Here is a 20,687-nt window from a genome sequence, read left to right on the forward strand (position 1 = left end):
AGGATAAAAATGAGATTTGATAAACTTTATAAGGGTAAGTTAGTAAAAAGATATAAAAGATTTTTGGCTGATATTATTTTAGACAATGGGGAAGAGATAACAGCTCATGTGCCAAATAGTGGTGCGATGACTTCTTGTATAGAAGAGAGTTGCCCTGTGTGGGTGACTTTTCACGATAATCCAAAAAGAAAATTAAAGTATACCTTGGAACTAACAAAGATGCAAGATATTTTGATTTGCACAAATACAGGTGTTGCAAATAAGATTGCCATAGAAGCTATAGAAAATGGGACTATCAAAGAGTTACAAGGATATAGTTCTCTTACTCCTGAGCAAAAATATGGAATAAATTCTAGAATAGATATTTTATTAGAAAATGAAAATGAAAAATGTTATGTGGAAGTAAAGAGTGTAAGTTTAAGGATTAATGATTCTTTAGCTTTCCCAGATGCGGTAACAACAAGAGGGAAAAAACATTTAGATGAATTGGTTTCTATGGTAAAAGAAGGACATAGGGCTATAATGTTATATGTGATTCAAAGAACTGATAAATTGCCATTTACAATTGCAAAAGAGATTGACCCAAAATATAATGAAGCTCTAAAAGAGGCTATGAATAGTGGTGTTGAGGTTTTAGTTTACCAATCAAACATTACACTTGAAGAGATAAATTTAAAAAAGAAATCAAGTCTTCAAATTTAAGAAATATTTATTCTAATTTTTTTGCAAAGATATTAGCTAAATTCATCACTAAAAAAAGTCTAACTATATGATGAATAGCGATATATGGAACATTTGCTCCCACAATAATGGCTATCAGGTTTATATCTGCTTGCCCACCAGGAGCAAATGCTAATAAAATAGACATAATTGGGAAGTCAAAAAAATAACTAACTGTTAAAGTAAAAGCTGTTGTGATACAAGCTAGGATAATAAAATGTCCAAAGGTAGAAAGTAAAGTTTTAATAACTTCATCTAATTTTATACCTTTAAAGGTAAAGCCAATGATTGTTCCAAAAATTACTTGTACAAATTTAAGTAATTCATCTGGTGGTCTTGAATCAACAAAACCAATACTAAATGCAAAAATGCTTAGAAACATTGGTCCCATTAAGAAAGCAGCAAAAAGATTTAGTTTTTTTCCCACAATTGCACCAATTGTTCCTATACAGACAAGATAAAAAAGCTGTTTTAAATCAATTTGGCTTAATGTTTCGGTAATTACTTGGTTACCACTTACATCAACATGAAAGATATAATGAACAATAAAAGGCAAACTTAGAATTATAAATAAAAGTCTAGAAGATTGTACAAGAGTTATTTTTCTTGTATCAGCTTTTATTTGTTCTCCTAAAATCACAAGTTCTATTAAACCCCCTGGAATAGAGCAAAAGAAAGCTGTCTTTTTCTCAAAATTTAATATTTTATAATAATAAAACATCCCCAATAAAATTGTAATAATCGTAAAAGGTATAACAAGTAGTAAAGAGAAAAAATAAACATTTAAGTAGTTTAAAATCTCAGGACTAAAAGCACTCCCAATGGTTACCCCTATTATGACTCTTGCTGGGCTAGAAAATATTTTTGGACTTTTTAGTGGAAGCGTATCATATCTTACTGCAAAAGAAGTTGCACAAATAGCACCTAAAAGCCAAGGAATGGGTAAATTTAAATATATGAAAATGATAGAACCTAATGCTCCAATGCCAAGTGTTAATACTATTTTTAATAAGTCATTAATTGCATTTGTAAAGGAGGTTTTATCTATATTCATTTATATCCTTATATTCATTATTAATCTGATCATAAAACTCTATTGAGCCATCAATTAAATTATAATACCAACCATGAATAGTTATCTCTTTGGTAAGAACTTTTCTTTTTATTGCTGGATAGGTTAGTAGATTTTCTAATTGGCATATTATAGAGTTTTTTTCTGTTGCTTTATATAAATCTTCCTTGTTTTTATATAGATGATTATTTTCTAAGGTCATACCCTTTGCTTTTTTACCCAATTCTAACCATTTTCTTATATTTATATACTCATTTGTATTTGGGATATCTTCATATAAACTTTGGCATGCTCCACAATATGAATGTCCACAAACTATTATATTTGAGACTTTTAATACTGAAACTGCATATTCTATCGCAGAAGCATTACCATGGAAGTCGCCATCTGCACTATATGGAGGTACAAAATTGCCTATATTTCTAAGGGTAAATAAGTCGCCTGGTTTATTTCCTATCATAAAATCAGTTGTTATTCTACTATCACAACAACTTATAAATAAAATTTTAGGTTTTTGACCATTTGTGATTAGCTCTTGTAGGTCATCTTTAAACTCTTCAAAATGATATTTACGAAATAGCTTATTACCTCGTATTAAATTTTTTATTGGATTCATAAAATATGGTATCTATAAAAAATGTAATTAAAATCAAATTATTTATATCTCTATTGAGAATACAGCTCCATTAGTAGAATTTTTTACTCTAATTGTTCCGTTCATTTTTTCTTCAATAATCATTTTTGTCATATATAGTCCAATACCTGTACCATAATCATATTTTGTAGTGAAGTAAGGATCAAAAATCTTATTTATAATAGTATCATCGATTCCTCCTGCATTATCTTCAATGTGTAAACATAACTTTTCATTTTTTTGTGCATAAATTTTTATTTGTGGATTTTGGATATTCTTTTCTAATAAAATATCTTTTGCATTTGATATGATATTCATAATTGCTTGAGAATATTCATTTTTATACCCATTGATTTTATAATCTCTTTCAATATTTATAATAAGTTCTATATGGTGAAAAGTTAGAGTGGATTTTACTATTTTTAGTGCATTGTCTATTGCTTCATTTAAATAAAAGAGTTCTTTTTTTGAATTAGGATTAAAAAAGTTTCTAAAGTCATCTATTGTTTTTGACATATATTCAAGTAAATCATTTGCTTCATCAACTCTATTTTGAAGATACTTTTTATCTAATTCTTTATAATCATAAGCAGATTCAATATCAAAAAATAAACCTGAGACTTGAGATAAAGGTTGTCTCCATTGGTGGGCAATATTGCCTATCATTTCACCCATTGCTGCCATTTTTGATTTTTGGATTAATATATTTTGTTGTTTTACTTTCTCTTCTTTTAGAATTGTTCTCTCTGTAATATCCCTCAATGAAGCAAAAAGTAAATTTTGATTTTCATATGAATAAATAATTGCATTTAGTTCTACCGTTCTTGTTTGTTTATCTTTTGTAAATAATTTTACTGTTTTAACTAAAGATTTTGATTGTTTGATTTCTTCTAAACTCAATTGATCAAATAAATTAAAAAAGTCTTTATATAATATTTCACTTAACTCATAACCTATAGTTTTAAGGGCAGTATTATTTAGACTTAGAATACGAGTACTATTATTGATTATTTCAGAGATTATAAAACCATCATTGCTATAGTTGAAAAGTAGGGCATATTTCTCTTCATTTTGTTTAACTCTGCTTCTGTACTGATTAAATAGTTCTTCTATTTTTCTTGTAAAAAGTAAGGAAAAAAAGAAAAAGACTATGGTCATAACTATAATGATGATGATTAATTTTAGAATATTTCTGTAAAGGTTATCTAAAGATATTTTAGTCTCTTTTTTTACTATTTGATTGATATTTGATAGGTTTACTCCCACCGCTATAAAATATCTATACTCTTTGATATATGTAGCATAAAACAACTTTTGATTATAATCATAATAAGTTGCTTCGTTTGCCTCATAATTTGTGTTTATAAGAAGTTTTTTTACTGCTTCAAGTTCTTTGTCTGAAGTTATGATATTTTTTTGTATTAGAAGTTTACTTTTGTTCATAATATTATTTAAACTATTTAGTTTATAAATAAAAATAAACTCATCATTATTAAAACCTTGTAAAGTGATTTTTTTTAGAAGTTTATTTGTTAATTCCGCATGATTACTCTCTAAATTACTAGCAGAACCAATTATTAAATCTAACTCTTTTAGATGTCTTGAATAAGTGATTCTTTTATTTGGTCTGTACCAATTATAGTCCAAGAAGTTTTGAGTATTAGGATTTGCATTTATCATTTTGTTTATAAATTTGACCCCATCCAAATCTTCAAAATCGAGGAAGTTTATTCTTTCATTTTTAGGATAATCAGTATTTAAAAGTAGGGTTCCCTTTGTATTTAAAACAAAGTAATTAATATCATTTTTTTCTTGGGCAATCTCTCTTAATGATTTTGATATTAGATCTATTTGGTCTTCTTTTGAGAGGTTTTTTGAAGATTTATATAAAGAATATGCTAAATTATATGCGATGATTGATTGATTTTTTATTCTTTGTTTTTTGCTATTTAGTATTGAAAGAGATTCAAAGTCTATGTCATTTTTAAGATTTTGAACTGATGTTTTAATATAAAACATCTCTCTTTCGATTAATGTATTTTTGAAACTTTTTATATGAGTTCTAAAATTGCTATATTCGGTTTTTATTAGAACTATACCAATTATAGTTGCGACAATTAATATAATAATTGTAGAACTGAGTAAAGTAGTCTTTTTTATTCCTTGTTCTACTGTTTGATTATAGTTATTTTTCAAGATTTAGTTTGTACCCCATATTTGAAATATTTTTAATACAATTAAATGGAATCTTTTTTCGTAAAAAACCAAGAGAGGTTCTTAAAGAATTTAAACTCATATATTCTCCATCCCAAACATGTTGTTCTATCTCTTCATAAGATACCACTCTATTTTTATTTAATACTAAAAGTTTCAAAAACAATAACTCTTTTTTTGTGAGATTGATTACTTGGCCTTTATTATAAAATAAAGAAGTATTGTTGTCAAAATAAAATTCATCACCCAAAGTGATTTTGAAATCTTTCTCTTTTTCTAATGCTTCTACTGCTTTTGAAAGAGCAGGTAGGAGGTTTCTACTTGTAAGGGGTTTGATAATATATTTTTCTAGGTTTAACTCAATTGCATCCATCAAATAACTTTTTTCACTAAATGCTGTTGAGATTATGATTTTTGTAGTTGTGTCTTTTTGTCTTATTTTTTTTGCTAAAGATATGCCATCGAGCTTTGGCATCTTTATATCTGTTAGAATAATATCAGGATGATATTTTTTATAAAACTCATATCCCTCTTCTCCATCTTTTGCTTCATATAGTTCATTAAACATACGATTTAAAAATCGGGAATTGATAGTTCTTACGCCTTCGTCATCTTCAATATATAAAATAGTATATTTTTTAAAATCATCCATTACTACCTCTTTTTAAAGCAAAAGAGAAAATTAATTCTCTTTTTTCTTTCTAATTTTAGCTGAAAATTCCCCAAATAAAGGAACTAGTAATAAAATTATCGTGATGATTAGTATTGATAGGGTAATAGGTCTTTCCCATAAAAATGATAAAGAACCATCACTAATAGTTAATGCTCTTCTTAAATTGTTTTCCATCATTCCACCTAAAATAAAACCCAAAATCATAGGTGCCATTGGAAAGTCAACGATTCTTAAAAACAGAGCAACAACTGCAAAAACTGTCATCATATAAATATCAAAGTTATTAAAGGTAACCAAATAAACCCCAACAAGTGAGAAGAATATAATCAATGGCAACAATAACTGCTTAGGCAATGTTAAAAGTTTCGCAATATATGGAATCAAAGGTAAATTTAAAACTAAGAGTACTATATTACCAATATACATAGAAATAATAACTGACCAAAATAATTCTGGATTATCCACATACATAGTAGGTCCTGGTTGAATTCCATAAGAAATTAAAGCCCCTAAAATAATAGCAGTAGTTCCACTTCCTGGAATACCTAAAGTAAGTAAAGGTACAAAAGAACCAGAACAAGCTGCATTGTTAGCACTTTCAGGAGCTGCAAGTCCTTTGATACTTCCTTTTCCAAAATTTAGTTTTTCTTTTACACTTGCAATTGATCTCTCCATCCCATAAGCTAAAAATGAAGCAATTGTTGCACCTGCTCCTGGAAGAACTCCAACAAAAAATCCAAGTACAGAAGACCTACCAATAGTTGGAATCATCTCTTTTACTTCTTCTCGTGTAAGTTTTAGACTTCCAATATCTTTTTTAAGCTCTTCTTCTTCCTCTTTTGTAGTTTGGTGACTTTCTAAAACATTCATTAACGCTTCAGATAAAGCAAAGGCTGCCATTGCTAAAAGTAAAAATGAAATACCATCAATCAAATCTAATCTTCCAAAAGTAAATCTAGCAATACCAGAATCAGAATCACTTCCAACAGTTGCTAACATAAGACCAAAGATAGTCATAATAGCAGCTTTTAAGAATTTACCTTTTCCAGCAAAGGCTGCAACTGCTGTAAGACCTAAAACCATCAAAGCAAAATAATCAGATGATTGGAAACTCAAACTTACAGATGCTAAAGCAGGTGCTGCAAAAAGTAAGAATATAGCTGCAATAGTTCCCCCTGAAAATGAAGAATAAGCAGCGATTGCTAAGGCTTTCCCTGCGTGTCCATTTTTTGCCATTGGGTAACCATCAAATGATGAAGCAACCGTTCCTGCAACTCCTGGAGCATTAATCAAAATAGATGAAGTAGAACCTCCAAATATAGCACCATAATAAACTCCCGCAATCAAAATAAGTCCAGAAGATGGTTCCATCCCATAAGTAATAGGAATCATCAAGGCAATTGCAGATATTGGACCTAGTCCTGGAAGCATACCAATGAATGTACCAGCAAAACATCCAATTGCTACCATTAGGATATTATATGCGCTAAGAGCCGTTCCTGCTCCTTGTAATATACCATCTAACATTAGTTAACTCCTAATAAATTATTGATAAACTCACCTGCATCTATATATACCCCTAAAACATTGTTTAGCAATACATAAAATCCTACAGATACCCCAACTGAAATCAAAAATATTCTTTTTATATTTCTCTCTTTTAAGATAAAAAATCCTATTGCTAAAAATATCATTGTAGAAAAGATAAAGCCTAAAGGTCTTATTGTAAAACCATAAAAAATCATTAGCAAAATAAAAAGTGTAGTAGTCTTTAAATCTAAACTTCTCAAATAAGTTAATGATAGGTTTTCTTCATTTTTTTCTAATAGTGATAAAACCAATAAAATTATTGATACGATAATTCCTGTTAACCCAATATAAAAAGGAAATGTAGAAGCAGTCATAACTTCAAACTGAGCCATTGGCATCTTTTTTATACTAAATACAGAATAAAAGTAGAAACTTGAAAAAGCTAAAAAAAATATTGAGCCTATTGTATTTTTTGTCATTTGTTGTCCTTTATATAAATAGAGCAAAAGCTCTATTTATCCTATAGAAATCCCATTTCTTTCATCAAAGATGAGATTGTTTTTTCTTGATTTTCTAGGAATGTTTTAAATTGAGTTGTTGGTTTATATAAATTTGCCCAACCATTTCTTGATCTAACTGTTTCCCATTCTTTTGTTTTGTACATATCCCCAAGAACTTTTGCAAAAGCATCGATTTTTTCTTGTGGTAAGTTTGGTGCTCCAAAAAATCCTCTCCAGTTTGCAAAGTATGCATCAACACCCATGCTTTTGAAGCTAGGAATTCCATCAATTGATTCATCAGAAGTAACACCTATGATTCTTAACTCACCTTTTTTATGTTTTTCTAAAACTTCTCCAAGTCCTGTTGATAAAATATCAACTTCACCTGTTAATAATCCTGCAAGTGCTTTTCCTCCTGCATCATAAGGAACATATCTTACATTTGTTGGGTTTCCACTTGCTGCTTTAAAGATTTGTGCAGCTACAAGGTGATCCATACTTCCTCTTGAACTTCCACCTGCGATTTTTAGTTTTCTAGGGTTTTTATCAAAAGCAGCTTTTACATCAGCCCAAGTTTTATATTTAGAGTCAGTTCTTACAACTAAAGCTCCATAATCAGCAACAACAGCTGAGATTAGAGATAAGTCTCTAAATGATTGAGGAAATACACCTTGTAATGATCTAATTACGATTGGAGTTGAATTTACCATTAATGTATCTTGTTGTTTGTCAGCAGTTTCTATTAAGTAAGCGATAGCTTTTCCACCACCACCTCCTGACATATTTTCAAAAGAAGTTTCGTCAACTAAACCAGAATTCTTAAGAGCTTCCCCAACTCCTCTAGCAGTCCCATCCCAACCACCACCGGCACCACCAGGGATTAGGAAATGGATTTTTTCAACTTCTGAAGCAACAGAAGTCATAGCTAATCCAGCAACTAAGCAACTAGCCAATGCAACATTTTTGCAAATTTTTGAGATTTGTAATTTCATTTTTCGTCCTTTGTTTGTTTCTATCCAAATATTAAATGAAAAAAATGTAAGAAAAATAAAATAAATATTTATTTTGGAAATTTTGTAAAAGACAAAAGTAGGGGAATTTTTAGGAAAAAAAAAGAGGCTTCGTGGACCTCTTTTTTTGGAGAACAAATGAAAAAAGACGTTCGCATTCGTCTTATGAAATAATTATAACGGTTGATGATAAATGGATAAACAATCAAAGGTTAACAAAAAGATAACTTGACTAAAAGTTTATAAATTTGTAAAAAAATGTAATAGTAAAGTTTGAAAATAGATTTTGAGTTTGTATATTTTTGGGCAAAAAAAAAGAGGGTTCGCGACCTCTTTCTTTAGGAGAACAAATGAAGACGTTCGTATTCGTCTTATAAGATAATTATAACAGCTGATAATGAATGGATAAATAATCAATAGTTAATGGATAGATAACCTGATGGGGAAATTTCTCTTGAAGACCTAAAGGTCTCCGCTTTCTTACTTTTTGGTCTCGAAAAAGTAAGCAAAAAAGACTGCCGAATTGATGAAGGCAGAGCTACCTAAGATTTCAGTCTTTTTTTTCTGCGTTGTGGAACTCGTCAATAAAGTGCATTTAGCACTTTATCTCCTCAAACAGTCCTCACTGTTCCCCGAAAAAAAAGCCTAAACTCTTAGCTTCATCAAAGGCAGGATTTAGTGCCATACGGTTAAAATAGTGACTATAAATAAAAAGTTAAAGAGTTGTTATGCATAAAAATATATGGGATAATGATAAATTAAATAGAAAGAGTGAATCAGAATACTTGATTAAGTATTTGACAAATGTTTATAAAGCAAATAAAGAATCATCATTTGTTTTAAATATAAATTCTGAATGGGGTTTTGGTAAGACTTATTTCTTGAAAAATTTAAAATTAGAACTTGAAAATGCAGATCATAAAGTAATGTATTTTGATGCATGGCAAAATGATTATACTAAAGAGCCTCTACTCGCATTTATTGCAGAGATAAATGAGAGCTTTAAATCATTTTTTACTGCAAAACAAACTAAATCAAAAAAGTTTCTTACTGATTTGTTTAAAAGTTCATTACCAATATTAGTTGCAGCTCTTAGTAAAAAGCTTACAGGTTATTCATTAGAAGATTTAAAAGAACAACTTGAATTGGATGAGAATGAAGGCAGTGAAAATTCTGCTGATGAAATTGATGATGACAAGGATTCAATTAAAACTTCTATTTCTACTTTAATGTCAAAAGCAACTGAAATCGCATTAGAAGAACATATGACTGCTAAAAAAAGTATTTTAGAGTTTAAAGAAAATATGAGAAAACTCATTTCTTATATTGATTCTTTATCAAATATTGAACTACCTATATATATTTTAATTGATGAATTAGATAGATGCAGACCAAATTATGCAATAGAATTACTTGAAAGTATTAAACACTTGTTTGATATACAAGGCTTAGTTTTTATTATTGCAACTGATTCAAAACAGTTATCACATTCTATAAATGCAGTTTATGGGAGTAAATTTAAATCAGAACAGTATTTAAAAAGATTTTTTGATAGAGAGTATACTTTAGATGAACCTTATGTTTATGATTATATTTTATTTTTATTAGAAAAATATAATATGTTAAAAGATGATAATTTTTATGTTGCACTGGATGAATATGCGTATAATGATGTAAATAAAAATGCTAAGATTATTGAGTTATATGCTAAATTTTTTAAATTAAGTCTTCGAGATATTGAACAGTGTATCATTGTATTGAATGCTATTACTTTTACTTGGGATACAGAAAATAAAATTCATTTAGGATATATGATTTTTTTGATTATGTTAAAACAAAAGAATTCAACTATATTTGAATCTTACATAATTTATGATAAAAAATCATCTTTGGGAAATAAATTTAGTGAATGGTTTAAAGAAGATGAATTAAATAGGAAAATTAAAATTAGAGTAGATGATGGCAATAATGAATCTACTTTAGAGGCTCTATTAGGAGAATACTCAAATTTTGAATTTTTAACATTTGCTAAATCTAACCAACTATCTGGAAAAGAAAACAATTTTAATTATTTGAATATTAGAAAAGAAGTTCCTATATATACAAGTTTTTATAATGATAATAAGATAATTTTTAAAGAGTTTAAAGATTATTACAAATATGTTTTAAGAGGTTTTAGAATTAATTAAATTATAGAAAAGCTAAAGTTTTGTTTTTAGGCAAGGCGAAGAGGGATTTTAAATTCAAGGAGCATAGTAAACTATGTGACTGATTTAAAATCGCTATTCAACGCAGTATAAAAGCAAAAAATTTGCTTTTATACTCGTGCTTCTTCTCTTTTTTGTAGATACTCCCATTTGGCATCTACTCTTTTTTGCCATTCTTCTATGATATGCTCATTTTCTGGTTTAAACAGATGTTTAAATCTTGGTTGGAAACCTAAATAATCTCTTACTGGCACTATGTTTTTTGGTCTGTATGTTATATTTAGCTCTGTTCCATCTATGATTTCATATAGTGGGAAAACTAGTGAATCAACTGCTAAGTCTGAGGCTTCTATTGTCTCATGTGGTTGAAATTTCCACTCTGTTGTACAGGCACTCATTGCATTTATAAATACAGGTCCTTTTGTATCAAATCCTGTTTGGATTTTTTTAATCATATCTTTCCATTTATTTGGTGCAACTTGTGCCACATATGGTGAACCGTGTGCGGCCATGATTGCTAGCATATCTTTTTTATTTCTTTTTTCACCATAAGAAGTACTTCCTGCTGGTGCTGTTGTTGTAGATGAACCAATAGGAGTAGAAGATGATCTTTGACCTCCTGTGTTTGCATAAACTTCATTGTCTAAACAAACATACATAAAGTCATGTCCTCTTTCAAAACATCCTGAAATCCATTGGAAACCAATATCATAAGTTGCTCCATCTCCACCAAATGTTACAAATTTTGGTTCAGGAGTTGATGGATCGATTCTTCCTTTTTTTCTTAGAACTTTATTCATAGTCTCAGCACCTGCGATTGCAGTTGAGGCATTTTCAAATCCTATATGAATCCAAGAACAGTCCCATGAAGTATGTGGATAGATAGCTGTACAAACTTCTAAACATCCAGTTGCTGCTGATACTACTAAGTTATCATTTGTAGCATTTAGTACTTCTCTTACAATAATTGAGTGTGCACAACCTGGACATAAAACATGAGAACCCTCAAATCTTTCAGCCGCAGTTGAAAATGTTTTTAAGTTTTTGATTACTTTTTGATTACTCATATTTTCTCCTTAGTGTTCATAAAAACTTAACTCAGGACCTCTTACACCGTGTAGTGTTTGAATTTTCCCATTAAGTTTTCCATTTTTTGCTTCTTCATTTAAAGAAACAAAAATCTCTTTTAATTCATTTACAATAATATCTCTTCCACCTAAACCATATACTAAGTTTTTCAGAATTGGTCTAGCTTGGGTATTAAATAAGGCTCCCGCAACTTCATTGTATAAAGTTCCAACCGTTCCACCAGGTGCACTTCTATCCATACATGCTATAGCTTTTACATTTTGTAATTTTGAAGCCAATTGTGTAAGAGGAAATGGTCTAAAAAGTCTTGGTGCTAAAACACCAGCTTTTATTCCTGTTTCCTCTCTTATGGCATCAACTGCTATCATTGCTGTTTCATAAGTAGTTCCTAAACATACAATTACAACATCTGCATCTTCTACTTTATATGATTCTACAAGATTATATTTTCTTCCACTAATTTTTTCAAACTCTTCAAAAACTTCTTCCACAACAAAAAGTGAACTCATTAGGGCTGCATGTTGTTTAGCTTTATGTTCAAAGTGCCAGTCATGTTCTGTTTGAACTCCATGAGTAACTGGATTTGTAAAATCCAACATTGCATTTACTTGCAAATAATCACCTACAAAATCATAAGCCACTTTATCAGATAGTGGTCTTACTGTTTGAGCTGTATGAGAAGTCAAAAATCCATCTTGATTAGAGATAACGGGAAGCCTTACATCTTTGTGTTCACCTATTTTAAAAGCACATAAAGTTAAATCATAAGCTTCTTGAGCATTAAATGAGTCAAGTTGAATCCATCCTGCATCTCTTGTAAGATACATATCTGAATGGTCACCATTTACATTTAAAGGTGCTGCTAGTGCTCTATTTACTAAACATAAAACAACAGGGATTCTCATACCTGAACATTGATATAAAACTTCTACCATCAAAGCACAACCTTGTGATGAAGTAGCAGTTGCTACTCTTCCACCAGCAGCTCCTGCACCAACACAGCCAGACATTGCTGCATGTTCTGATTCCACCATAATAATTTCGCCATCTACATATCCATTTGCATGAAAAGAAGCATAAGTTTCAACCGTATTTGTTGAAGGTGTGATAGGATAAGCAGCAACTACATCAACAGCTGCTTGTCTAAATGCTTGTGCATTACAGGTATTTCCATCCCAAACTTCTACTTTATTTAGTTCCATTTCTTTGCTATTCATTATTTCTCACCTTTTTCTTTTTTAAGAGGCCACTTTGTAAGTGCTAATTCATTTTTTTCTGTTTCATTAAACATCATCAATGATTTTGGATTGGTAGGACATACTTCAACACAGATTCCACAACCTTTACAGTGATCATAATCTATACCTTGTATCTCTTTATTTCTTGAGATTACCGCACTATCTGGACAATAGATCCAACAGTTTTGGCAGTCAATACACAATTCAGTATTCCATACTGGCTTCATTACTCGCCAATCCCCAACATAAAGGTTCTTAGAGTTTGTTTCTGCATATGCTCTATCTTCTGGATTTGTTTGGGCTAGAACAGATTCAACTGCTTGATTAAATGAAAAAAGTGCCGCCCCAGGTACTAATTCATCCCATCCCATATCTTTTATTGATTTACTCATGATTTACTCCTTAGTGTACTTCATTATATGCTCTCTCAATAGCAATCATATTTGCATCGATTATCTTTTGAGGAAGTTTTTTAAGTACTGATTTCATCGCATTTTGGAAATAATCCAATTCAAACATACCACTTACTTTCATAAACGCCCCTAGCATTGGTGTATTTGGAATAGGTCTTCCTATCGTCTCTTGAGAAATTTGCAAACAGTCTAAAATGAATGTTCGATCTTCTCTACCATGTAAAGCTGGAATAGCTTCTATTAACTCTTCTTTACTAAGATGTGTTGTGATTATGTATTTAGTATCTTTTGTTTCATTAGCTGTAAAGTCATCTGTAAACGCTAATGCTGGGTCTAATATAAATACAAAGTTTGGTTCCATGAATTTCTCATGATTTATGATTTGCTTGTCATCTATTCTGTTATAAGCAGTCATCGAAGCACCTCTTTTTGCAGATCCATAAAATGCAAAAGCTTGAACTTCTTTCCCCGTTTCTGCTACAACTGAACCTAGACCTTTTGCTCCAGTAACTGCCCCTTGTCCTGCTCTACTGTGCCATCTAATTTCTAACATTATTAGCTCCTATAATATTAACTATAAGTATATTTTATGACTAAAATTTTCGTAAAGTCACAAAAACTATAAGTATTCTATCCCTATAAATCTTCAGTGAATTTTAAATCAATATATGTAATATTATATTATAAGTAAAAGTAAAGAATATCTAGCTTTTTACTTACATTTTTGTTGAAAATAAATAGAGCAAATGACCATTAAGTCATACATAAGCTTATATTTATATTCATTAAGTGAATATATTTATTGATATAGTTCTATATAATCCCTATAAATGGCGATTAAAGCTAGTAAGAAGTATAAAAAATAGAAAATTTTACTTTTAGTCTTAAATTTTGCTTAAAATTAGTAAAATTTCAGCAAAATCTATTTTTACTTTTCAAAAAAGAGAAAAATATAGTTTTTTTCAAGGAGCCATTTTAAAAAAAATAGCCAAAATATTAAAAGTGAGTAGAATTTAATTAAATAAAAAACTAATAATTCAAGTTAAATCATAACTAAGATTTTAGAGTATATTTTTGGATTAGTTCCACTGCTTCAAAAGAATTTGCAGTAATGTGATTAGTAAGTTCAATTAGATCCTCTTCTTTTCCATATCCACACAATACTCCAACACAATTTATCTCAGCTCCATTTGCAGAAATCAAATCCAAATGGGTATCTCCTACCATCCAAACATTTGAGCCTTTTTTTATGTTCATTTGGTTTAGTGTTTTTAAAATAGGTTCTGGATGAGGTTTTGGATTTTCCACATGTTCTCTTCCCGTGATTACTTCAAAATATTTTAGAATATCAAAGTGTTCTAATAATGGAATAGTGTAAGCTCCTGTTTTAGTTGTAACTACTGATAATCTTGCAAATTTACTTGCTAATTCTAAAGCTTCCTTTGCATTTTCAAGTAACAGAGTCTTTTTAGTTGATATAACTTTATACCTCTCTTTATACGCAGCAACATAGTCCCAAGCTAACTCTTTTTCAATACCTAATTCCATATACATTATCTCTAAAGGATATCCAATGAGTGATTTGATATCTTCATCAATTCCTGTAAATTCATAATTCATAGTTTTAAATGAGTGATGAAATGTAGATACAATAGCATCTGTTGAATCAATTAATGTTCCGTCTAAATCAAATAATATTACATTTTCCAATATTTTTTCCTTTTAATTATCTTCTTTTATCCAATCTTTTTGATTATGAGTTATTCCTATAAAAGATGGTTCTATATTTTTTATTTTTTTGTTTACTACTGTTATTGAGTTTGGAATGTATAAAAACAGATATGGTGTATCATGAGCGATTGTGCGAAATATCTTTTTATATATTTTACTTAACTCTTTTTTATCAATGGTAGTTGAACCTTTGACAATAAGGTCATCAACTTCTTTATTTGAATAACCAACTAAGTTAAATCTACCTTTTTTCATAGAATCACTATGCCATAAAGGATAAGCATCTGGCATAAGAGCTAGCTTCCAACCCAATACAATAGCTTCAAAATTTCTAGGGTGAACAACTGTATTTAAAAAAGCTTGCCATTCCATGACTCTTATTTTCATCTTAACACCAATCTTTGCTAATTGGTATTGAATGATTTGAGTGGTATTTATTCTGGTGTCATTTCCTGTATTTGTAATCACTTCAAAACTCAAGGGATGATTTTCATCATAACCTGCAAGTTTTAATAATCGTTTTGCTTCAACAATATTTTGTTTTATAGGTTTAACTGTATTATCATAAGCAAATGTTCCTGGCAAGAAAGGACCATTACAAACTTGTCCATGTCCAAAAAATAAAATATCTATTATCTCTTTTCTATCTATGGCTAAGGATAAAGCTCTTCTAACATTTATATCTTTAAATTTCTTTTTCTTTAAATTAAAGCCCAAGTAGTCAAAAGCAAAAGCTGGTTTTTCTATGATTTGATAATTTATTTTAAATTCCTTATCTATTTGTCTATCTATTTGTAAGGGAGTCAAGCTTCCAAGATCAAGTTTGTTTTGTTTTAAATATAAAAATGAAGTACTAGGATCTGGTAGGAATTTAAAATTTAATTCATTAATTTTAGGTTTTCCTTCAAAATATTTATCAAAGGCATAAAGTCTTATATCACTTCCTAATTTAAAGCTATCAAGTCTATATGAGCCTGTTCCTATTGGATGTTTATTAAATGAACTACTCATTAGGTCTTTTTCATCTTTTAAAATATGTTTTGGTATTACTCCAAACATCCAAATTCCTAAAGCTTTGAAGTAGGGCTTTTTATAAACAACTTCTACTGTGTAATCATCTATTTTAGATAGGCTTTTTACTTCTTTAAAGTTTGATTTGATTGTAGTAAAAACTTTTGGGTCATTGATTTTCTCATAGGTAAAGATTACATCATCAGCTGTGAATTTTTCCCCATCATGCCAGAGTACATTTTTTTTAAGTTTTATTACTAAGTGAGTATTATCAATAAATTCATATGAAGAGGCTAGGTCAGGGATTATATTTCCATTCTTGTCATATTTAAATAAGCCATTAAATAACCAATCAGCGATTTCACTACTTGCAGTATCATTAGCTAAAATAGGGTTTAATCTAATAGGTGAACTACTTATTGATAAGTTTAAGGTACTCGCACTTAAATAAGTGAATAAGCAATAGTGAATAATGAATAATAGAAGGGCTAACTTTTTCATGGTGTATTGTAATATCTTTTTATAAAAAAGTGCATAAAAAAAGGAGCAACTTTCGTCGCTCCTTAAGATATAAAGAAATATAAAATTCCAAAAATTCCAATTATCTTTTTGAGAATTGAGTAGATTTTCTTGCTTTTTTCTTTCCGTATTTTTTTCTCTCTACAGATCTTGCATCTCTAGTTAGTAATCCATAAGGTTTTAAAACAGCTCTAAATTGTTCATCAAATGCAACTAATGCTCTTGAAATACCATGTTTAGCAGCGTCAGCTTGTGCAGAATATCCTCCACCAAGAGTTTTAACAACGATATTTACAGAAGATTCTTGTTTAGAAACTTCTAAAGGTCTCATTACTCTTTTTTTGATAGCTTCGTGTCCACCTAACCATGCGTCTAAAGTTTGACCATTAATAGAAACTTGTCCATTACCAGCTTCTAACCATACTTTTGCGATAGAAGATTTTCTTCTTCCAGTTGCGTATACTTTTGCCATTAGTCTTATCCTTTAATTTGCGCAGTGTGAGGGTGTTCGCTACCTGCGTATACTTTTAATTTTTTTAACATTGATTTACCAAGTTTAGTTTTTGGTAACATCCCTCTTGCTGCTAATTTGTATAGCTTTTCAGGATTTTGTTCAAACATATCAGACATTTTGTGAGTTTTTGTACTACCAAAATAACCTGAGTGTGTATAGTAATTTTTAGTTTCTAGTTTAGTTCCAGAAAATTTTGCTTTTGTTGCATTTATGATAATTACGTTATCTCCACAGTCTACATGAGGAGTATAATTAGTTTTATTTTTACCTCTTAAGATTGTAGCAACTTCAGTAATGATTCTACCAAATACTTTATCAGTTGCATCAATAATAACCCAATCTCTATCAATTTCAGTGGCTTTTGCCATTTGAGTGAATTTCATCTACGTTCTCCGATTTAATTAATGAGCTGGAATAATAGTGTAGTAATACTTACAAATTGCTTAAATTAAGTGATTTTTAATATTTAATTGTAAATTCAGAACCTTGATTGTAAACTGAGTTGATTTCTAGTTTAAAATCATGTAAAACTAGAATAGAATTTACTATAAATAATCCAAGTCCTAAAGAGTTATTCCACCCATTTTGTGAGACTCTATAAAACTTATCGGTGATTTTTAATAATTCCATTTCAGATATTCCAATACCTAAATCTGTCACTTTTAAATATTTATCAGTAATTTCAATAGTAACAGTATCTTCTGAATATTTTAAAGCATTTTCTACTAAATTTGATATTGCCATTGAAAGTAGTGTTTCATCTGCCTCAAGAAGATAGTTATCTCCTTTTATTTCAATAACTCTATTTGGATATTTATCTTTTAAATCAATGCACAAAGTATTACAAACATCTTTTAAGTGTATTTTTCTTTTTTCAATATGTTCTTTACCCTCTTCAAGTTTTAAGGCAAGTCTTAATTTATCAATGATTTTAGTCATTTTAGTAGCATTTGAATCAATTTTAGACAAGAATTTGTCTCTCATTTGTTCTGGTAAATCTTTATCATTTTGTAGTGTTTGAACATAACCTGTAATGATAGCAATAGGATTTTTAAACTCATGGGAAATGGCACTTATTATTTCATCTTTTTGTTTATTTGCAAGTCTTAATTTAGCTGTGTGTTTCGCTTTTGTTTTCTCTTTTTTTTGAAGTCTAAGAGCAACTTTATTTAATAATCTATTTATTGTAAAGAATTCTTTAGTATGAAAAACACTTAGACTTATAGATTCTCTTTTTTTTGTAAGACTAATTAAAAAGTGAAGAATATTATCTGTCTCTTTTTTTATCTCATTAGAAATATAATATGAAACAACAAAAGCTAAAAGTAGAAAAATAGAAAAAATGGCAATAAGTTGAAGACTTAACTTTATAAAATATTCTTTTATAGTACTAATATCACTAGACATTCTTATGTAATAATTTTTTCCATTGATTTTAACTTCTTTTGCAATATAAAGTAAATCTCTATTTAAAGTATTTGAATACCTTGAAATCTCACCATAATCATTGATTTTAGCATCAATCACTTCTTCCCTATCTAGGTGATTTTCCATAAGAGTTTTATCTTTATCCGTTTCAGCGACTACTTTTCCTTCTGCATTGATAATTGTTACCCTAAGATTAGTAGCTTTTTTTATCTCTTGTACTTTTTTATCAATATTATTTAGATTTGGAATTGCGATTGAAAGGGTATTGATATTTGATAGTATACTTTTTTCAATTTGTTCTAAATATATAGCTTTTGACCAAAAATAAATTACTATTGAAATTAGTATAAGTATTGATAAAAAGATAAGTATAAAACTTCTAAGGAAAAATTGGTGAATTTTTAACAAAACATATATCCTTCACCACGGACAGATTTTATATATTTTTTATCGCCACTTGGGTCAATCTTACTTTTTAATCTTTTTACTGCCACATTTACAGTTTTTAGTTTTTTTTCTAAAGAATCTTCCCACACTGTATCTAAAAGATATTCTCTACTTAAAAGAATATCTTTATTTTTGAAAAATTCTAAAAATAAATCATGTTCTAATGTTGTTAAATCAATTTTCAAGTCATCTATATAAAAGCTTTTACTAGATTTTTTATAAGTAATATCTTTTATTTTTTCTATTTCAATATCTTTTTTTGTTCTTTTTATTACAGCTTTTACTCTGGCTATAAGCTCTTTTAAATTAAATGGTTTGGTTATATAATCATCAGCATGTTTATCAAAACCTTCTAAAATATCTTCATCTTGATCTTTTGCACTAACATAAATTACTGGTATATTGTAACCTTTGTTTTTTATGTCATTTATAAAAGAAGTTCCCTCTACTCCTGGTAAATTTCTATCCATAAGTATTAAATCAATCTCTTCTTCATTTAAAACTTCATATACTTTTTCTGATGCATTTAAGAAACCAATTGTCTCAAAGCCCTCTTTTTGTAAGGTATATTCTAATAGTTCTAAAATATCAACTTCATCTTCTATGATTAAAAGAGTACTACTATTCATCTGTTTTCTCACTTTTTTCATCAATTTTATGTATTCCTGGAGAGTATTTTATTGACATTATCCTAAAAATAAAAAATACAAAGATGACAATTAGTAAAAAAATTATATCAACATAATCCTTTTTTGTGTGAGAAGCTTGAATAATTACATCTCTAATAAGGAAAATGATGAATAAATCAATAACAAATCGGAGTCTTAATTTCTCTTTTTTTATAAAATCAGAAATCATTTTAACAACTTCCATTATAACAATAAATTCAAGCATATAGATAATTGCTTTGGAAAATTCTAATCCGGATATAATAATAGCAATGAATAAAATCATTGCTATTAAAACTTCATAATTACTTGCGAAATATTTGTTTATTTTAGCTAGAGCTTTTTTCATAAGTTAGACTATAGTACAACTACTATTTTCTTTCTATCTCTCCACCTTTTTCAGCAAAAAGTAATAAGTGTGCAATCGAAACTGATCTATCAGAAATCTTTTCTAACTTTCTCAATGAAGTTAGAATATCAAAATACTCTTTTGATAAGTCTAAATTTTTAGCAATTAATTTTAATATATTTTTTTCTATCATTGAGTATAAATCATCAGTCTTACTCTCTTCTACTACAACTCTTTGATACTTCTCTTCAATATGATTTGTAGTAGACTCTTTAATAATCGATATTGATGTTTGAAGAGAAAGTAGGGTTGATTTTAATAAAGGAACTGCATATTCTAAAATTGTTTTGGTATTTAAATCTTCACTAAATGAAGTTCTAAATATTTTAATAAAACCTTTTGTGTTTCCCCCAGCTCTTACTAATTCATTTGTAATTTTAAAATAAGATACTAACTCTCTTAAATCTCTTGCTTCTGGTTGATATAAAGCAAGGGCTGTCACAATTGAATTATCTATATTATTTGAACTAATTGTAAGTTTTTTTAATGATAACTCTGCATCTTTTAAAGCCTTAAAATCTTCATCTTTTAGAGCCTTTAAAGCTGCATTTAATGATTCAATTACCACATTACCTATTTCTAGCAATTCATTTTGAATTTGCTCTCTTTTTGTCTCATAAACTTTTAACATCATTTAAGCCTTCCCATTGTGTATAACAT

At 29.0% G+C, this 20,687-nt stretch carries 21 protein-coding genes; 2 read left to right on the forward strand and 19 right to left on the reverse strand.

All coding sequences use genetic code 11. The features are described 5' to 3' along the window. The first annotated feature begins 9 nt into the window (after positions 1-9). A complete protein-coding gene (gene sfsA / locus CRU95_RS09485) occupies positions 10-702 on the forward strand; it encodes a DNA/RNA nuclease SfsA (protein ID WP_129100905.1) in 693 nt (230 codons plus the stop codon). 7 nt (positions 703-709) lie between these two features. Here sfsA and CRU95_RS09490 read toward each other — a convergent pair whose 3' ends face one another. Genes CRU95_RS09490 through CRU95_RS09520 form a run of 7 tightly spaced genes read right to left on the reverse strand, consistent with a single transcriptional unit; the run spans position 710 to position 8,335 of the window. After that, a complete protein-coding gene (locus CRU95_RS09490; RefSeq protein WP_129100906.1) occupies positions 710-1,774 on the reverse strand; it encodes an AbrB family transcriptional regulator in 1,065 nt (354 codons plus the stop codon). Continuing rightward, positions 1,761-2,408 (reverse strand): carbonic anhydrase, encoded by a 648-nt coding sequence (locus tag CRU95_RS09495; RefSeq protein WP_129100907.1) that lies wholly within the window; start codon positions 2,406-2,408, stop codon positions 1,761-1,763. The genes CRU95_RS09490 and CRU95_RS09495 overlap by 14 nt, the downstream gene beginning before the upstream one ends. 42 nt (positions 2,409-2,450) lie before the next feature. Then, positions 2,451-4,622 (reverse strand): cache domain-containing protein, encoded by a 2,172-nt coding sequence (locus tag CRU95_RS09500; protein WP_129100908.1) that lies wholly within the window; start codon positions 4,620-4,622, stop codon positions 2,451-2,453. Next, positions 4,612-5,292, reverse strand: coding sequence for a response regulator transcription factor (locus CRU95_RS09505; RefSeq protein ID WP_129100909.1), 681 nt, complete (start codon positions 5,290-5,292; stop codon positions 4,612-4,614). Before CRU95_RS09505 ends, CRU95_RS09500 begins: the two co-directional genes overlap by 11 nt. A 30-nt stretch (positions 5,293-5,322) precedes the next feature. Then, positions 5,323-6,840 carry a tripartite tricarboxylate transporter permease gene (locus CRU95_RS09510; protein WP_129100910.1) on the reverse strand — a complete coding sequence of 506 codons (1,518 nt, stop codon included), beginning with the start codon at positions 6,838-6,840 and terminating at the stop codon, positions 5,323-5,325. Beyond that, positions 6,840-7,322: a tripartite tricarboxylate transporter TctB family protein gene (locus tag CRU95_RS09515; protein ID WP_129100911.1), complete on the reverse strand. Its 483-nt coding sequence runs from the start codon at positions 7,320-7,322 to the stop codon at positions 6,840-6,842. The genes CRU95_RS09510 and CRU95_RS09515 overlap by 1 nt, the downstream gene beginning before the upstream one ends. A gap of 41 nt (positions 7,323-7,363) precedes the next feature. Further along, entirely contained in the window at positions 7,364-8,335 is a 972-nt protein-coding gene (locus CRU95_RS09520; RefSeq protein WP_129100912.1) for a tripartite tricarboxylate transporter substrate binding protein, read from the reverse strand. 746 nt (positions 8,336-9,081) lie between these two features. Between CRU95_RS09520 and CRU95_RS09525 the strand changes: the two genes are divergently transcribed. After that, on the forward strand, positions 9,082-10,542 hold the full coding sequence (locus CRU95_RS09525) for a P-loop NTPase fold protein (protein ID WP_129100913.1): 1,461 nt from the start codon (positions 9,082-9,084) through the stop codon (positions 10,540-10,542). Positions 10,543-10,670: 128 nt separating this feature from the next. Here CRU95_RS09525 and CRU95_RS09530 read toward each other — a convergent pair whose 3' ends face one another. From CRU95_RS09530 to CRU95_RS09585, 12 genes are all read right to left on the reverse strand, one after another. After that, the gene (locus tag CRU95_RS09530; RefSeq protein ID WP_129100914.1) at positions 10,671-11,627 is read right to left on the reverse strand and encodes a thiamine pyrophosphate-dependent enzyme; all 957 of its coding nucleotides are present in this window, start codon (positions 11,625-11,627) and stop codon (positions 10,671-10,673) included. A 9-nt stretch (positions 11,628-11,636) separates the two neighbouring features. Then, positions 11,637-12,866, reverse strand: a complete 1,230-nt coding sequence (locus CRU95_RS09535; RefSeq protein ID WP_129100915.1) for a 2-oxoacid:ferredoxin oxidoreductase subunit alpha — start codon at positions 12,864-12,866, stop codon at positions 11,637-11,639. Next, positions 12,866-13,279 (reverse strand): 4Fe-4S binding protein, encoded by a 414-nt coding sequence (locus CRU95_RS09540; protein ID WP_129100916.1) that lies wholly within the window; start codon positions 13,277-13,279, stop codon positions 12,866-12,868. Before CRU95_RS09540 ends, CRU95_RS09535 begins: the two co-directional genes overlap by 1 nt. Before the next feature lie 10 nt (positions 13,280-13,289). Then, positions 13,290-13,853, reverse strand: coding sequence for a pyruvate flavodoxin oxidoreductase subunit gamma (locus tag CRU95_RS09545; RefSeq protein ID WP_129100917.1), 564 nt, complete (start codon positions 13,851-13,853; stop codon positions 13,290-13,292). Positions 13,854-14,353: 500 nt separating this feature from the next. After that, entirely contained in the window at positions 14,354-15,010 is a 657-nt protein-coding gene (locus CRU95_RS09550) for an HAD family hydrolase (protein WP_129100918.1), read from the reverse strand. Between the two features lie 12 nt (positions 15,011-15,022). Continuing rightward, positions 15,023-16,543, reverse strand: a complete 1,521-nt coding sequence (locus tag CRU95_RS09555) for a peptide-binding protein (protein WP_129100919.1) — start codon at positions 16,541-16,543, stop codon at positions 15,023-15,025. Positions 16,544-16,643: 100 nt separating this feature from the next. Beyond that, on the reverse strand, positions 16,644-17,033 hold the full coding sequence (rpsI, locus tag CRU95_RS09560) for a 30S ribosomal protein S9 (RefSeq protein WP_013134101.1): 390 nt from the start codon (positions 17,031-17,033) through the stop codon (positions 16,644-16,646). Positions 17,034-17,038: 5 nt separating this feature from the next. Continuing rightward, positions 17,039-17,458 carry a 50S ribosomal protein L13 gene (gene rplM / locus CRU95_RS09565; protein WP_013134102.1) on the reverse strand — a complete coding sequence of 140 codons (420 nt, stop codon included), beginning with the start codon at positions 17,456-17,458 and terminating at the stop codon, positions 17,039-17,041. Between the two features lie 76 nt (positions 17,459-17,534). Further along, positions 17,535-18,911, reverse strand: coding sequence for an ATP-binding protein (locus CRU95_RS09570; RefSeq protein WP_129100920.1), 1,377 nt, complete (start codon positions 18,909-18,911; stop codon positions 17,535-17,537). Further along, complete coding sequence (locus CRU95_RS09575; protein ID WP_129101023.1) at positions 18,905-19,579, reverse strand: response regulator transcription factor; 675 nt, start codon at positions 19,577-19,579, stop codon at positions 18,905-18,907. Before CRU95_RS09575 ends, CRU95_RS09570 begins: the two co-directional genes overlap by 7 nt. Next, positions 19,572-19,967: a phosphate-starvation-inducible PsiE family protein gene (locus CRU95_RS09580; protein ID WP_129100921.1), complete on the reverse strand. Its 396-nt coding sequence runs from the start codon at positions 19,965-19,967 to the stop codon at positions 19,572-19,574. The genes CRU95_RS09575 and CRU95_RS09580 overlap by 8 nt, the downstream gene beginning before the upstream one ends. A 22-nt stretch (positions 19,968-19,989) precedes the next feature. After that, positions 19,990-20,658, reverse strand: coding sequence for a PhoU domain-containing protein (locus CRU95_RS09585; protein ID WP_129100922.1), 669 nt, complete (start codon positions 20,656-20,658; stop codon positions 19,990-19,992). Between the last annotated feature and the right edge of the window lie 29 nt (positions 20,659-20,687).

It is taken from the genome of Arcobacter sp. F2176 (assembly GCF_004116465.1).
GTDB lineage: Bacteria > Campylobacterota > Campylobacteria > Campylobacterales > Arcobacteraceae > Arcobacter > Arcobacter siniprincipis.